Genomic DNA, 13,883 nt, shown 5'->3' with positions numbered 1-13,883 from the left:
TCCTGGTCAGGCTGATTGTTTGACGGCGATTGGAATGACGCGCTTGCGTTCTTCCACGGTGGCCGGGCGGATCTGGCCGCGTTCAGGCATGAACACGACGTTCTGGTCGGGCTGGTCGCTGTTGACGAAGTGGCGGAAGCGCTTGCGGGTCTCCGGGTCGTTGACGGCGTTCTTCCATTCGCAGGCATAGGTATCGACCACGTGCTGCATGTCCGCTTCCAGTTCCGCGGCGATATGGAGCTTGTCGTTCACCACCACGTCCTGCAGGTATTCGAGCCCGCCCTCGAGGTTGTCGCGCCAGACACTGGTGCGCTGCAGGCGGTCGGCGGTGCGCACGTAGAACATCAGGAAGCGGTCGACATAGCGCACCACGGTTGCTTCATCGAGGCCGGTGGCGATCAGTTCGGCGTGGCGCGGCTTCATGCCGCCGTTGCCGCACACGTACAGGTTCCAGCCTGCTTCGGTGGCGATCAGGCCGACGTCCTTGCCCTGCGCCTCGGCGCACTCGCGGGTGCAGCCGGACACCCCGAACTTGATCTTGTGCGGCGTGCGCAAGCCCTTGTAGCGGTTCTCCAGGCGGATCGCGAAGCCCAGGCTGTCGTCCACCCCGTAGCGGCACCAGGTCGAGCCGACGCAGGACTTCACCGTGCGCAGCGACTTGCCGTACGCGTGGCCGGACTCGAACCCGGCGGCGATCAGCTCTTCCCAGATCAGCGGCAGCTGGTCGACCCGCGCGCCGAACAGGTCGACCCGCTGGCCGCCCGTGATCTTCGTGTACAGCCCGTACTTCTTGGCCACCTGCCCGACCGCGATCAGGCCGTCGGCCGTGACCTCGCCGCCTGGCATGCGCGGCACCACCGAGTAGGTGCCGTCCTTCTGGATATTGCCGAGGAAGTAGTCGTTCGAATCCTGCAGGCTGGCGTGGACCGGCGCCAGCACGAAGTCGTTCCATGTCGAGGCGAGGATGTTGGCCGCGACCGGCTTGCAGATGTCGCAGCCGAGCCCTGTCCCGTGCTGTGCGAGCAGTGCCGCGAACGTGCGAATCTTGCCTGCCTTGACGATGTGGTACAGCTCCTGGCGCGTGTGGGCGAAGTGTTCGCACACGTGGTTGTTGACGGCCAGCCCCTGCTTTTTCATCTCGGCCTTCATCACCTGCGTCACCAGCGGCACGCAGCCGCCGCAGGCGGTGCCCGCGCCGGTGCAGCTTTTCAGCGCGCCGATGGTGGTGGCGCCGCCGCACACGGCTTCGCACAGCGCCCCTTTCGATACATCGTTGCAGGAACAGATCTGCGCGCCGGCCGGCAGCGCATCGACGCCGAGCATCGGGCGCGCCTTGCCATCCGATTGCGGAAGGATCAGGAACTCGGGCGCTTCCGGCAGCGCGATTTTATTCAACATCATCTGCAGCAAGGCGCCGTATTCCGCCGCGTCGCCCACCATCACCGCGCCCAGCAGGTACTTGCCGCATTCGGACACGACGATCTTCTTGTACACCAGCTTGCGTTCATCGGTGAACTGGTAAGAGCGGCTGCCTGCCGTGGCGCCCTGCGCGTCCCCGATGCTGGCCACGTCCACGCCCATCAGCTTGAGCTTGGTGCTCATGTCGGCGCCATTGAAGTCGCCCGCCTCGCCCAGCAGGTGGCGCGCGGCGACCCGCGCCATATCGTAGCCCGGTGCGACCAGGCCGAACGCGGTGCCGTTCCAGGCGGCGCATTCGCCGACGGCGTAGATGTCCGGGTCGGAAGTCAGGCAGCTGTTATCGATGGCGATGCCGCCACGGCCTCCAAGGGCCAGGCCGCAGCCGCGCGCCAGTTCGTCGCGCGGGCGGATACCGGCCGAGAACACGATCATGTCCGCGTCGAGCGCGCTGCCGTCGGCAAACCGCATCCGGTGCGTGCCATCCTCGCCGTCGATGATCTCCAGCGTGTTCTTCTGCGTGTGCACGGTGACGCCCAGCCCTTCGATGCGGGTGCGCAGGATGCGCGCGCCGCCGTCGTCGACCTGAACCGCCATCAGGCGCGGCGCGAATTCGACTACGTGGGTGGCCAGGCCCATGTCGCGCAGCGCCTTGGCGCATTCGAGCCCCAGCAGGCCGCCGCCGATCACCACCCCCGTCTTCGAACGGGCGCCGCATGCGCGCATCGCCTCGAGGTCCTCAATGGTGCGGTAGACGAAGCAGTCCTTGCGGTCCTTGCCCGGCAGCGGCGGCACGAACGGATACGAGCCGGTGGCAAACACCAGCTTGTCGTAGCCCAGCACCTCGCCGTCCGCCAGGGTGACCGTGCGCGCCTTGCGGTCGACGCCCGCCGCACGGGCATTGAGCCTGAGCGTCACGTCGCTGCGATCGAAAAAGCCGGGCCTGACCAGCGACAGGTCGTCCGCCGTTTTACCCGAGAAGAATTCGGACAGGTGCACCCTGTCGTAGGCCGGGCGCGGCTCCTCGCACAGCACGGTGACGTGCAGTCCGGGCGCGCCGCCGTCCAGCAGGCTCTCGATGAATTTGTGGCCAACCATGCCGTGGCCGATGACGATGATGTTCATGTCCTGCCTTTCCTTATGATGCAACCGCGCCCGTGGCAAGCGAAGGCTCGTCGGCGCTGGCGGTAAAGCGCACTGCGATCGCGCACAGCGCCGAGAAGACCACCAGGCCGCTGAGGATGGCCAGGGTGTGGCGGATGTCGCCCGTCCCTTTCATCAGGAAACCGGCCATCACCGCACCGACATTGCCGCCCGCGCCGATGATGCCGGCCACGCCGCCCAGCGCCTTGCGGTCGATGAAGGGCACCAGCGCGTAAGTGGCGCCGCAAGCCATGTGGGTGAACAGGCCAAACACCAGCATCGCGATGACCGCAAACGCGACGGTGTCGGCGCGCGCGAACCAGAGCAGGCCCAGGCCTTCGCCGATCATCAGGATGAACAGCAGGGTGACCCGGCTGTTGAGGGTGCCGCGCACGGCCATCTTGTCGGAGATCCAGCCGCCCAGCGCCCGCGCGAACAGCGCCAGCAAGCCGAAGCTGCCGGCCGCCATGCCGGCCTGGCCGATGGTCAGGTCGAAATGGTCGACGTAATACACCGCGGCGATGTTATGGATGAAGATCTCGATGCCGAAGCAGGCGCCGTAGGTGACGAACAGCAGCCACACGCGGTAGTTCGACGCCGCCGCGCAAAAGCTCGCCCAGCCGCCCTTCTTGCCGCCCTCGATGGCCATGCCGGCCGCGCGCATGTCGTCGTAATTACCTTCCGGGCAATCCTGGGTGTAGCGCCAGTAGACCACCGCCATCACCAGCATCAGCACGCCGGGCACCACCAGCGCCACCCTCCAGCCGAGGCTTTCGGACACGCCCAGCATCAGCAGCGCCCCGAGCAGCAGCGGCATCAGCGCCTGCGCCGCGCCGCCGCCTGCGTTGCCCCAGCCGGCAGCGGCCGCATTCGCGGTGCCCACCACGTTCGGCCCGAACATGACCGAGGTGTGGTACTGGGTGATGACGAAGCTCGCGCCGACCGCGCCGATCAGCAGGCGGAAGAACAAAAAGCTTTCGTAGCTCTGCGAAGCGGCCACGCCCAGCACCGGTATCGCGCCCAGCGCGAGCAGCCAGGTGTAGGTCTTGCGCGGGCCGAAGCGGTCGCACATCGGGCCGACCACCAGCCGTACCAGGATGGTGATCGCGACGGCCGCGATGTTGATGTTGGCCACCTGCCCCATCGTCAGGCCAAACTCGCCTTTGATGACAGGCATCAGCGGCGCGCAGGCGAACCAGGCGAAGAAGCAGGTGAAAAACGCCATCCATGTCAGGTGAAAGGCACGCATCTGGGGAGTACGGATGGTGAAGAGGTCGATCCTGTTTGCTTTCGATGCCATGGTTTGTCCCGTATAAAAAAGGCGTCCGCTCCCGCCTGCTTGCTGCAGGTGGCGCGACACGCCGTTGTCCTGCCGGCCCGTCTTTGGGCCAGCGCATTTATTCAGGGATCGCCATTGATCCGACAACTACTCTTTAGCAAGCGCCGTGCCATGTACTGACAGGGGGAGGAAGCGGGATTTTGGGTGGTGAGCGCCACATGGCAGTGCATCGCGCGCCCGAAAATGATGCGATGCACCAGAAGATGCTAGCTGTCCAGTAACTCCTCGACGTCGAGCAGGCGCTGCGCGAGGTCGGCCAGCTTGAGCTTTTTGTTCATCGCCATGCTGCGCATTTTTTGGTAGGCCTCGTCTTCGCCCAGCTTGTAGCGCGCCATCAGGATGCCCTTGGCGCGGTCGATGACCTTGCGCTCGGCCAGCTTGGTGCGGGCGCGATAAAGTTCGTCGAGCAATTTCTGTTGCTGGCGGAAGCGCGCCAGCGCCACGCCGAGCACGGCGCGGACCCGGGCCGGCTCGATGCCGTCGATGACATACGCGGCGACCCCTGCCGTGATGGCCGCGTCTATGCTCGATTCGGAGGCGTCACTGGTAAACACCAGCAGCGGCCGGCGCTCGGCGCCGCATGCAAGCGCCACCGTGGAGGCCAGCTGGCCGGCCGCGCGTGCCGTGCTGAGCACGATGAGCCGCGGCAGGTGGTGCGCGAGCTGCGCCGCCAGCGTCGCGTCGGGCCCGACCTCGGCCACGATGGTACAACCAGCCTCAAGCAGGCAGGCACGCAAGTTGTCCGGGCTGGGGCCGGCCGACACGATAAGGGTGGGGAGCGAAGCAATAGCTGAAGTCATGGACAGGGTGGGCTGATGGTCGACTCCCCTTATCTAGCAAGATGCGCGCCATCTTCCACTTGCATGTTCACAATTCTGTTGCTATACATGCGGCTTGACCCATCCAGGATAGACAGATGATGACCCTTAGCACCCGCACTGCCGCCGGCCTGGCGCTTGCCCTGGCCATGCTCGCCCCCCTCGCCCAGGCCGCCGAGCCGGCCGTGATTTACGTGGTGCGCCACGGCGAGAAGACCGGTAACGACGGCGACCCGGACCTGACCGCGCAGGGGCGCCTCCGCGCCAGCAACATCGCGGCCATCCTGAGGAAGACCGGAATCCGCCACGTCTTCACCAGCAAAACCGCGCGCACGCGCCAGACCGCGGCCCCGACTGCCGCCGCGCTCGGCGTCCCGCTCAGGGAGTACGACGCGCGCCAGCCGGACAAGATGGTCGAGGAACTGAAGGCCGCCGGCGGCAACGCGCTGGTGGTGGGCCACTCGAACACGGTGGGCAAGCTGGTCACCCTGCTTGGCGGCGAGCCGGGCACGGCCATCGGCGACGACGAATATGACCGCCTGTACCAGCTGATCGTCGGCCGCGACGGCAGCGTAACCACCATCTTGCTGGGTTCGCCTCCGGCACACTGAGCTAGCGCGCCATCCACAACGGCAGGCGGGCCGAGGCCAGCAGGGTGCGCGTCGCTCCCCCAAGCAGGATCTCACCGATGCGGGAATGGCCGTAGGCGCCGGCCACCAGCAGGTCGGCGCCGGCGTCGGCCGCCATCGATAGCAAGGCGCCGCCCACATCCGCCACCCCCGACCGCGCCTGCACATTGACCGTCACGCCGTGCCGCGCAAGGAACAGCGCAATGTCCGCGCCCGCCAGCGGGCCGTGCACGTCGCCTTCCGACTCCGGGTTGAGCACCGCCACGTCGACCTGGCGGGCTTGCTTTAGCAGCGGAATCGCGCTGCTGAGGGCGCGCGTTGCCTCACGGCTGCCGTTCCAGCCGACCAGCACATGCCGGCCGATGGGCGCCGGCGCCTGGGCGCCAGGCACCACCAGCACCGGCCGCGCGCAGTTGAGCAAGACGAATTCGGGAAAATCCGCGCGCAGCCGCGGCGCCAGCGCACCGCGGTCCGACTGGCTGACCACCAGCAGGTCGGCATAGCGCGCCTGCATGCTCATGCCAGGCCCGGCCTGGTCTTGCACCTCGCGCTTTTCGTAGGACCCGACGCCCAGCGCGCTCACCTGCCGTTCGAAGGCGTCGAGCGCCTGGGTGGTTTCCTGGCGCAGCGCGTCGAACGGCAGCAGCAAGGGCGGACTGGCCGGATCGAGCCCGGCGGCGGCAAACACGGACGGCGCCATGCCGGTCATTGCCGCCCCGACCAGGTGCGCCCCGTTCGCCAGCGCGAGCTGCGCGGCAACGGCGATGCGCGCGGCCGCGTCGCGGCCCTGGTCGACGTGCACCAGCACGGTCTTGTACCACATGGCGGCCTCCATGTTCCTGTGCCGATCATAGGCGTACAATCACCCTGCCGCCTGCGGTACGTCAAGTCCGGCACGCCCCCGCGGCGGCCGGAACGCGAAGCCCGCTGCCCATATGCACTCTGTATTGACGCGTTACCGGTGGCGTGACAGGATGCCGGTGAGGAGCCGCGACATGCCAAACCCGATTGAATCGCCGCGCGCCCAAGCCGCAGCGGCGCACTCCGGCGGACCAGTACCGCTGGAAGCCAAGCTGACTTTCCTGCGCCAGCCGGCAAGCTATCCGGAGTCGCCCTACCGGGTCGAGGCGCTCGAAACCCATATGGCCTGGGTGTTCCTGACCACCCATCACGCCTGGAAGCTGAAAAAACCGGTGTGCTACGACGCCATTGATTTTCGCACCCTGGCCGCGCGCCACCATTTCTGCGAAGAAGAAGTCCGCCTGAACCGCCGTCTCGCGCCCGACGTCTACCTCGGCGTGGTGCCGCTGTGCCTGAACGCACAGGGCCATCTCGAACTCGGCGGCGCCGGCGAAGTCGTCGACTGGCTGGTGCGCATGCGCCGGCTGCCCAACCGCTTCATGCTCGACTACGTGCTGCGCCACGGCCACGCCAGCACGCGCGACATGCAGCGGGTGGCGGCCCGGCTGGTGGCGTTTTTCCAGTCGCTGCCGCAAGTGGACATCGACGGCTCGGCCTACCGCGAACGCTATGCGCGCCAGATCGCCGCCTGCGCCCATGAACTGCTGCAGCCGTCCCACCACCTGCCCGCCGCCCACGTGCGGCTGGTCTGCCACCGCCAGCACAGCGCGCTCGACCGGCTGGCCTCGCGCATCGACTGGCGCGCCGCCGATGGCTTCGTGGTCGAAGGCCATGGCGACCTGCGGCCCGAACACATCTGCCTGTACCCGGAGCCCACCGTGATCGACTGCCTGGAGTTCTCGCGTACCTTGCGCATCGTCGACCGCGCCGACGAGGTCGCCTTCCTCGCGCTCGAGATCGAACGGCTGGGCGCGCCCGCGCTGGCGGCCTCCTTCGTCCAGCAATACCGTTCGCTGTCGCACGACAGGCCGCCGCCCGCGCTGCTGCATTTCTACCAGAGCTACCGCGCCATCGTGCGCGCCACCCTGGCGGTCGCCCACCTGAAGGAGGCGCAGTTCCGCTACTCACCGAAATGGGTCGCCAGTGCGATGAACTACCTGCAACTGGCCGAGCGCCACCAGAATTGGCGGGCCCGGGCATGAAGGTATTCACCATCCGCAACCTGTGCAAGACCTACCACACCGGCGAGGTGGACGTGCATGCGCTGCGCGACGTCAGCCTCGACGTCGACAGCGGCGAGTTCATCGTCCTGCTGGGGCCGTCCGGCAGCGGCAAATCCACCTTGCTGAACATCATTGGCGGGCTCGACGTGCCCAGCTCCGGCCAGGTGCTGTTCGGCGACCAGGACCTCAGCGCCGCCTCCGAGTCGGCGCTGACCGCCTACCGGCGCCGCCATGTCGGCTTCGTATTCCAGTTCTATAACCTGATCCCCAGCCTGACCGTGCGCGAAAACGTTGCGCTGGTCACCGACATCGTGTCCGACCCGATGCCGGTCGACGAGGCGGTCGACCGGGTCGGGCTGACCCCGCGGCGCGACCATTTTCCGGCCCAGCTGTCGGGCGGCGAGCAGCAGCGCGTGGCGATTGCACGGGCCATCGTCAAGCGCCCCGCCGTGCTGCTGTGCGACGAGCCGACCGGCGCGCTGGACTACGAGACCGGCAAGCTGGTGCTCGACGTGATCGAGCGCATCAATGTCGAGCTGGCCACGACTGCCATCGTGATCACCCACAACGCCGCGATCGCGGGCATGGCCGACCGCGTGGTGCGCCTGGGCGACGGCCGCATCCTCGGGATCGAGAACAACGCCCACAAGCTGCGGCCGGCGGAACTGTCGTGGTGACCCGGTGAACATGCTCGACCGCAAACTGCTGCGCGACCTGCGCCGCATGTGGAGCCAGGCGCTGACGATCGCGCTGGTGGTGGCGTGCGGGATCGGCGGCTTCCTGACCAGCCTGTCGGCGGTCGACTCGCTCGACCTGGCGCGGGCGCGCTTCTACGCCGACGGCCGCTTCGCCGACGTGTTTGCGGGGGTGCGGCGCGCGCCCAACACGCTGGCCGAACGGCTGCGCGAGATCCCCGGCGTGGCCGACGTCCAGGCCACGCACGAAGAAATTGTGCGTGTGTCCCTGCCCGGCCTGGCCGACCCCATCATCGGCCAGCTGATCGGCCTGGACCGCCAGCGGCCGCACCGGATGAACCTGGTGTCGCTGTCGTCCGGGCGCATGATCACGCGCCAAGACGGCGTGCGCGGCGACGCGCCGATCGAGGCGCTGGTGTCGAAAGGTTTCGCCGAGGCGCACCGGCTCAAGCCGGGCGCGCGCCTGAACGTGCTGATGAACGGCAAGTACCGCACCCTGGAGGTGACCGGCATCGCACTGTCGCCGGAATTCATCTTCGCCGGACTGTGGGGCATGCCCGACGCGCGCGGCTTTGGCGTGTTCTGGGTCGACCGCGACGTGCTGGCGGCCGCCTACAACATGGACGGCGCCTTCACCCGCGCCGCCTTCAAGCTGGCGCCCGGCGCCGCCGGCGATGGCGTGGTCGCCGAGGTGACGCGCCTGCTTGCGCCCTACGGCGGGCGCGAGGTGCACGACCGCGACGACCAGGCCTCGCACGCCATGCTCGACAACGAGATCCGCGAGCAGCGCGTGCTGGGCACGGTGCTGCCGGCGATCTTCCTCGGCGTCGCCGCCTTCCTGCTCAATGTGGTGGTGGCAAGGCTGGTTTCGACCCAGCGCGAACAGATCGCCACCCTGAAGGCGCTGGGCTATCCGAATGCCGCCATCGGCCTGCATTACCTCAAGCTGGTGCTGCTGATTGTGCTGCTGGGGCTGGTGCTGGGCGTCGTGCTCGGCAAGCAGCTGGGCACGATGCTGACCGGGCTGTACGCCGAGTTCTTCCACTTCCCGTCGTTCGAGCACCGCATCCTTCCGCCGCTGCTGCTGACCGGCATCGGCGTCAGCGTCGTCACGGCTTGCCTGGGGACTGCCCACGCCATCATTGCCACCGTTCGCCTCGCCCCGGCCGAAGCGATGCGTCCGCCAGTCCCCGCGCATTTCCGCCGCACCCTGCTCGAACGGCTGGGCATCGAGCGCATGGGCCCGGCGCTGCGCATGATTGTGCGCAACATGGAACGGCGGCCAGCGCGCACCGCGCTGTCGATCGCCGGCGTGGCCGCCGCGCTGGCCATCGTCATCATGGGAAATTTCTTCCGCGATGCCATCGACGTCGTCCTCGACACCCAGTTCACCCTCGGCCTGCGCGGCGACATTACCGTGTGGACCGCCGAGCCGGTCGATGACAGCGTGCGGCTGGAACTGGCGCGCCTGCCTGGCGTGCGCCAGGTCGAATCGACCCGCTTCGTCCAGGTGACCGTGGTCAATGGCCAGCGCCGCGAACGCACCATCCTGCGCGGCTATGCGCCGCGGCCCGAACTGTACCGGATCATCGATGTCCACCAGAAGGAGCAGCTGCTCGAAGGCCAGGGGCTGGTGCTGACCGACCGCATGGCCGACAAGCTCGGCCTGCGCCTGGGCGACACCGTGCGCATCGAGGTTCAGGAGGGCCGCAGGCGCACCTTGCTGCTGCCCCTGCGCGCCACGGTGCGCGAAATGTTCGGCATGAACGCCTACCTCGCCCGCGACGAACTCAACCGATTGCTGGGCGACACCGACGTCACCACTGGCTTCGTGCTGGGGCTCGAACCGGGCGCCGAGGCCACGGTGCTCGAAGCGAGCAAGGCGCTGCCGCGCGCCGCCGGCGCCTGGAGCAAGGGAACCATGCTGCGCAACATGGAAGAGATCACGGCGCGCAATATACGCATCATGAGCACCATCCTGACCGCGTTTGCCAGCGTGATCGCGGTGGGCGTGGTCTACAACAACGCCCGCATTGCGCTGTCGGAACGGACCTGGGAACTGGCCAGCCTGCGCGTGCTTGGCTTTACCCGCGCCGAAGTGTCGGCCCTGCTGCTGGGGGAGATGGCGATTGTGATTGCGATCGCCCTGCCGCTCGGCATGCTGCTTGGCTACGGCCTCGTCCAGCTCATCAGCGAACTGCTGAAGTCGGACCAGTTCTACTTTCCGGTGATCGTGCGCCCCCGCACCTACGCCGGCGCGGCGCTGTGCGTGCTGGTGGCCGGCCTGGCCAGTGCGCTGGTGGTCCGGCGCAATATCGACCACCTGGACATGGTCGCCGCACTCAAAACTAGGGAATGACATGACGCGAAAACACTGGATATACGCATTCATCGGCATCGCCGTGCTGCTGGCCATCTTCGCCTGGGCCTTCGCGCCGCGCCCGGTGGAGGTGGAAACCGGCACCGCCCAGCTCGGGCGTTTCGAGGCGGGCGTCGAGGAAGACGGCAAGACCCGTTTGCGCGACAACTACGTGGTGTCGGCGCCGCTGGCCGGGCTGTTGACGCGCATTACGCTGAAGGAAGGCGACCGGGTCGAAGCCGGCGCCAACGTGGCCATGATCAGGCCGGCCTACGCCCCGCTGCAGGACGAGCGCACCCTGCGCGAACAGCAGGCCCGGCTGGCGATGACCCGCGCCCAGGTCGACCGGGTCAACGCCAGGGTCGAAGCGGCCCAGGTGGCCCTGCGGCGCGCCCGCAACGACCTGGCCCGCAGCGAGACGCTGGCCGGCCAGGGCTTCGTGGCCGCCAGCCGGCTCGAGAGCGAACGGCTGGCCGCGCTGGCCGCACAAAAGGAGCTGGACGCCGCCATTGCCGAGCGCGCCATCGCCGGCCATGAGGTGGAGCAGGCGCGCGCCGCGCTGATGGCGGTGCGCAACCCCACCTCGGTGAGCGAGCGCGGCCTGGCAGTGCGCGCGCCGGTGGCTGGCCGGGTGCTGCGCGTGGTGCAGGCCAGCGAGGCCGTGGTCCCGTTCGGCACGCCCTTGCTGGAGCTGGGCGACCTGTCCACGCTGGAGGTGGTGGCCGAACTGCTGACCGCCGACGCCCTGCAGGCGCAGCCCGGCAGCCCGGTGGTCATCACGCGCTGGGGCGGCGCGCCGCTGGCCGGGCGCGTGCGCAGGGTCGAGCCGGCGGCCTTTACCAAGATTTCGGCGCTGGGGGTCGAGGAGCAGCGGGTTCGCGTGCTGATCGACATCGCCAGCCCGCCCGATGCCTGGCGCGCACTCGGGGTGGGCTACCGGGTCAACGTGCGCATCGTCACCCTGGCCCGGGACCGGGTGCTGACGATCCCGGTCAGCGCCGTGTTCCCTATCCCGCAAGGAAACCAGCAGGGACGCGGCATGGCGGTGTACGTGGTGGACGGCGACCGGGCGCGCCTCACGCCGGTCGAGCTGGGCGCGCGCAACGACGCACAGGCGTGGGTGCGGTCCGGGCTCGCCGAGGGGGCCAGGGTCATCATCTATCCGGACGCGCAAGTGGCCGACGGGGTCAGGGTCAAGGTGCGCAGCACCGCGCCCGCGCGCTGAGCGGCAGGTGGCGGCCGGCATGTGCGCAGAACAAAAGCGCTTGCCGCCGGTCTGACATCTGTACACCGCATGCAGCCACCATCCGGGAGAACCGCCATGGGTACGCAGTTCGATCATGTTGCAATCAACAAAAGGGCGAATGTCTACGCGGAGGGAAAATGCGTCTCATACACGCTAACCTTTCCCGACCGCAGCGTGAAAACCGTGGGCGTGGTGATGCCCGGCGGCGTCACGTTTGCCGCCGACACGGACGAGACGGTGGAAATCGTCGATGGACGGGGCCGCGTTCGGGTTGGGCATGAAGGGGGATGGACGCCGTGCCAGGCCGGCTATCGCTTCCATGTGGCGGCGCAAACCCGCTTCGAGATCGACGCCGAGCAGCCTGTGCATTACGTGACCCACATGGGCAGGAACCAGGCGCCTGCCTAGGCGGCGCCGTGCGCGGCCGGCACGGCCAGCGCTGCCATGCTGCCCGCGGCTAAGGCTAAGGCTGGGGCCGGGCAGCCGGCAGGCAGCGTACAAACCAGTCGGTCGCCAGATGCGCCACTTGCTCCAGCGCGCCGGGCTCCTCGAACAAGTGGGTTGCGCCCGGCACGATCGTGAGCTCCTTGCGGCAGTTGAGCATCGCGTAAGCCTCCTCGTTCAGCTCGATGACCTGGGTGTCGAGTCCGCCGACGATCAGCAGGGTCGGCGCCTCCACCAGGTCGAGCTCGGTCGATCCCGCCAGGTCGGGCCGGCCGCCGCGCGACACCACGGCATACACCGGATAACGGCCGCCCGCGGCCAGCTGGAGCGCCGCCGCCGCCCCCGTGCTCGCGCCGAACAGGCCAAGCGGCAGGTCGCGCGTGTCGCGGTCGGCAGCCAGCCAGTTGGCCGCCAGTTCCAGCCGCCGCGCCAGCAAGCCAATATCGAAGCGCGCCCGCGTGCTTGGCTCTTCGCCAGGCGTCAGCAGGTCCATCAGCAAGGTGGCCAGCCCAACCTTGCGCAGCTCGGCAGCCACGTAGTTATTGCGGGGGCTGAGGCGGCCGCTGCCGCTGCCATGGGCAAACAGCACCACGGCGCGCGCGCCTTCGGGAACCGCCAGCATGCCTTCGACAAACTGGCCATTGATCGCGATGTCGACCAGTTCCTTGCGTACACGGTCAATCATGATGGGTCCTTTCACATGCCATTATGCAGCTGCATGATGGCGTCGCCGAACAGGGCGGCGCTGCTGACGACGGCGAGCTTGGTCTGCAGGGCATCGGCGCCGCCGCGGCCGGGGGCGACGCTGTCGCTGACCACCAGTTGCTGCAACAGCGGACCGCCCAGCACCTCGCCCGCCTTGTCGGTAAACAGGCCGTGGCTGGCCAGCGCCATCACACTGGCGGCGCCGCCATCGCGGCAGGCCGCTGCCGCGCGCGCCACCGTTGTGCCCGTGCTGATCAGGTCGTCGACGATGATGGCGGTCCGGCCGTCCACGTCGCCGACCAGCAGGTTGCCGCTGACGACGCCCGCGCTGCGGTATTTCTCGGCCACCGCCATGCCGACCGGCCTGCCGAGCGCCTCGGCCAGCCCCTGGCGAAACGCTTCGGCGCGCTTGATGCCGCCGGCGTCCGGCGACACCACCACCGGGTCGAGGCCGGCCAGCTGCGGCAGCAGAAACTTGGTGAACAGGCTGCCGGCCTCCAGGTGCACGGTGCGGCAGCGAAAGGCGTTCTGGTAGGCGGCGAGGTTGTGCACGTCGAGGGTCATGAGCGCATCGGTGCCGACCGCCTCGAACAGGCAGGCGACATAGCGCGTGGTGACCGGGTCGCGCTCCTTGGTCTGGCGGTCCTTGCGCGCATAGGCCAGGTAGGGGACCACGGCGGTGACGCGGGCGGCGCCGGCGTCCTTCAGCGCGCCGATGAAAAACAGCAGCCGGCACAGTTTGTCGTTGCCGCTTTCATTGGGCTCGCCGTACAGCGAGTGGACGACGAACACATCCCTGCCGGCCACGTCCTCGAGCGGCCGCGACTTGTGCTCGCCATCTTCGAAATTGCGTTCTTCGTGCGCGCCAAGGGAGACGCCCAGGTGCAGCGCAAGCCGTTCGCCGAACGCGCGGCTGCTGTGCAGCGCAAACAGGCAGAGCCGGTCTTCGATCAGGGTGTGCATGTGCTCCTCGCAAAAGCTCAGGATAGGCGTGGACATTGTCAC

Annotated in this window: 12 protein-coding genes; 6 read left to right on the top strand and 6 right to left on the bottom strand. The window is 68.1% G+C overall.

What is annotated here, in order from left to right; genetic code table 11:
* Nucleotides 1-6: 6 nt before the first annotated feature.
* From nirB to LMJ30_RS13790, 3 genes are all read right to left on the bottom strand, one after another.
* Nucleotides 7-2,541, bottom strand: a complete 2,535-nt coding sequence (gene nirB, locus LMJ30_RS13800) for a nitrite reductase large subunit NirB (protein ID WP_229432893.1) — start codon at nt 2,539-2,541, stop codon at nt 7-9.
* A 13-nt stretch (nt 2,542-2,554) separates the two neighbouring features.
* Nucleotides 2,555-3,859, bottom strand: a complete 1,305-nt coding sequence (locus LMJ30_RS13795) for an MFS transporter (protein ID WP_229432892.1) — start codon at nt 3,857-3,859, stop codon at nt 2,555-2,557.
* A gap of 245 nt (nt 3,860-4,104) precedes the next feature.
* On the bottom strand, nt 4,105-4,698 hold the full coding sequence (locus tag LMJ30_RS13790; protein ID WP_229432891.1) for an ANTAR domain-containing response regulator: 594 nt from the start codon (nt 4,696-4,698) through the stop codon (nt 4,105-4,107).
* Nucleotides 4,699-4,814: 116 nt separating this feature from the next.
* Between LMJ30_RS13790 and LMJ30_RS13785 the strand changes: the two genes are divergently transcribed.
* Entirely contained in the window at nt 4,815-5,327 is a 513-nt protein-coding gene (locus tag LMJ30_RS13785; RefSeq protein ID WP_229432890.1) for a SixA phosphatase family protein, read from the top strand.
* 1 nt (nt 5,328) lies between these two features.
* Here LMJ30_RS13785 and LMJ30_RS13780 read toward each other — a convergent pair whose 3' ends face one another.
* The gene (locus tag LMJ30_RS13780) at nt 5,329-6,168 is read right to left on the bottom strand and encodes a universal stress protein (RefSeq protein WP_229432889.1); all 840 of its coding nucleotides are present in this window, start codon (nt 6,166-6,168) and stop codon (nt 5,329-5,331) included.
* Between the two features lie 172 nt (nt 6,169-6,340).
* On the opposite strand from LMJ30_RS13780, the gene LMJ30_RS13775 reads away from it, so the two are divergent.
* From LMJ30_RS13775 to LMJ30_RS13755, 5 genes are all read left to right on the top strand, one after another.
* Nucleotides 6,341-7,408 (top strand): hypothetical protein, encoded by a 1,068-nt coding sequence (locus LMJ30_RS13775; RefSeq protein WP_229432888.1) that lies wholly within the window; start codon nt 6,341-6,343, stop codon nt 7,406-7,408.
* A complete protein-coding gene (locus tag LMJ30_RS13770; protein WP_229432887.1) occupies nt 7,405-8,106 on the top strand; it encodes an ABC transporter ATP-binding protein in 702 nt (233 codons plus the stop codon). The genes LMJ30_RS13775 and LMJ30_RS13770 overlap by 4 nt, the downstream gene beginning before the upstream one ends.
* A gap of 10 nt (nt 8,107-8,116) precedes the next feature.
* Nucleotides 8,117-10,483 (top strand): ABC transporter permease, encoded by a 2,367-nt coding sequence (locus LMJ30_RS13765; protein ID WP_267869632.1) that lies wholly within the window; start codon nt 8,117-8,119, stop codon nt 10,481-10,483.
* Between the two features lies 1 nt (nt 10,484).
* Nucleotides 10,485-11,708: an efflux RND transporter periplasmic adaptor subunit gene (locus LMJ30_RS13760; RefSeq protein WP_229432885.1), complete on the top strand. Its 1,224-nt coding sequence runs from the start codon at nt 10,485-10,487 to the stop codon at nt 11,706-11,708.
* 69 nt (nt 11,709-11,777) lie between these two features.
* Entirely contained in the window at nt 11,778-12,137 is a 360-nt protein-coding gene (locus tag LMJ30_RS13755; protein ID WP_307729302.1) for a pyrimidine/purine nucleoside phosphorylase, read from the top strand.
* Nucleotides 12,138-12,192: 55 nt separating this feature from the next.
* Here the strand turns inward: LMJ30_RS13755 and LMJ30_RS13750 are convergent, their stop codons facing one another.
* Both LMJ30_RS13750 and LMJ30_RS13745 read right to left on the bottom strand, forming a co-directional pair.
* A complete protein-coding gene (locus LMJ30_RS13750) occupies nt 12,193-12,858 on the bottom strand; it encodes a dienelactone hydrolase family protein (protein WP_229432883.1) in 666 nt (221 codons plus the stop codon).
* A gap of 11 nt (nt 12,859-12,869) precedes the next feature.
* Nucleotides 12,870-13,841 carry a ribose-phosphate diphosphokinase gene (locus LMJ30_RS13745; protein WP_229432882.1) on the bottom strand — a complete coding sequence of 324 codons (972 nt, stop codon included), beginning with the start codon at nt 13,839-13,841 and terminating at the stop codon, nt 12,870-12,872.
* Nucleotides 13,842-13,883: the final 42 nt, after the last annotated feature.

The organism is Massilia agrisoli (assembly GCF_020831365.1).
Taxonomy (GTDB): Bacteria; Pseudomonadota; Gammaproteobacteria; order Burkholderiales; family Burkholderiaceae_D; genus Telluria_A; species Telluria_A agrisoli.
Note: the sequence above shows the minus strand (reverse complement) of the source record. Positions and strands in the feature narration are given on the sequence as shown.

Excerpts from the sequence above, each read along its gene's own strand:
- LMJ30_RS13755 (WP_307729302.1), top strand. The coding sequence starts at position 11,778 with ATGCAGCCACCATCCGGGAGAACCGCCATGGGTACGCAGTTCGATCAT.
- LMJ30_RS13770 (WP_229432887.1), top strand. The coding sequence starts at position 7,405 with ATGAAGGTATTCACCATCCGCAACCTGTGCAAGACCTACCACACCGGC.
- LMJ30_RS13750 (WP_229432883.1), bottom strand. The coding sequence starts at position 12,858 with ATGATTGACCGTGTACGCAAGGAACTGGTCGACATCGCGATCAATGGC.
- LMJ30_RS13785 (WP_229432890.1), top strand. The coding sequence starts at position 4,815 with ATGATGACCCTTAGCACCCGCACTGCCGCCGGCCTGGCGCTTGCCCTG.
- LMJ30_RS13790 (WP_229432891.1), bottom strand. The coding sequence starts at position 4,698 with ATGACTTCAGCTATTGCTTCGCTCCCCACCCTTATCGTGTCGGCCGGC.
- LMJ30_RS13760 (WP_229432885.1), top strand. The coding sequence starts at position 10,485 with ATGACGCGAAAACACTGGATATACGCATTCATCGGCATCGCCGTGCTG.
- LMJ30_RS13775 (WP_229432888.1), top strand. The coding sequence starts at position 6,341 with ATGCCAAACCCGATTGAATCGCCGCGCGCCCAAGCCGCAGCGGCGCAC.
- LMJ30_RS13765 (WP_267869632.1), top strand. The coding sequence starts at position 8,117 with ATGCTCGACCGCAAACTGCTGCGCGACCTGCGCCGCATGTGGAGCCAG.
- LMJ30_RS13795 (WP_229432892.1), bottom strand. The coding sequence starts at position 3,859 with ATGGCATCGAAAGCAAACAGGATCGACCTCTTCACCATCCGTACTCCC.
- nirB (WP_229432893.1), bottom strand. The coding sequence starts at position 2,541 with ATGAACATCATCGTCATCGGCCACGGCATGGTTGGCCACAAATTCATC.
- LMJ30_RS13745 (WP_229432882.1), bottom strand. The coding sequence starts at position 13,841 with ATGCACACCCTGATCGAAGACCGGCTCTGCCTGTTTGCGCTGCACAGC.
- LMJ30_RS13780 (WP_229432889.1), bottom strand. The coding sequence starts at position 6,168 with ATGTGGTACAAGACCGTGCTGGTGCACGTCGACCAGGGCCGCGACGCG.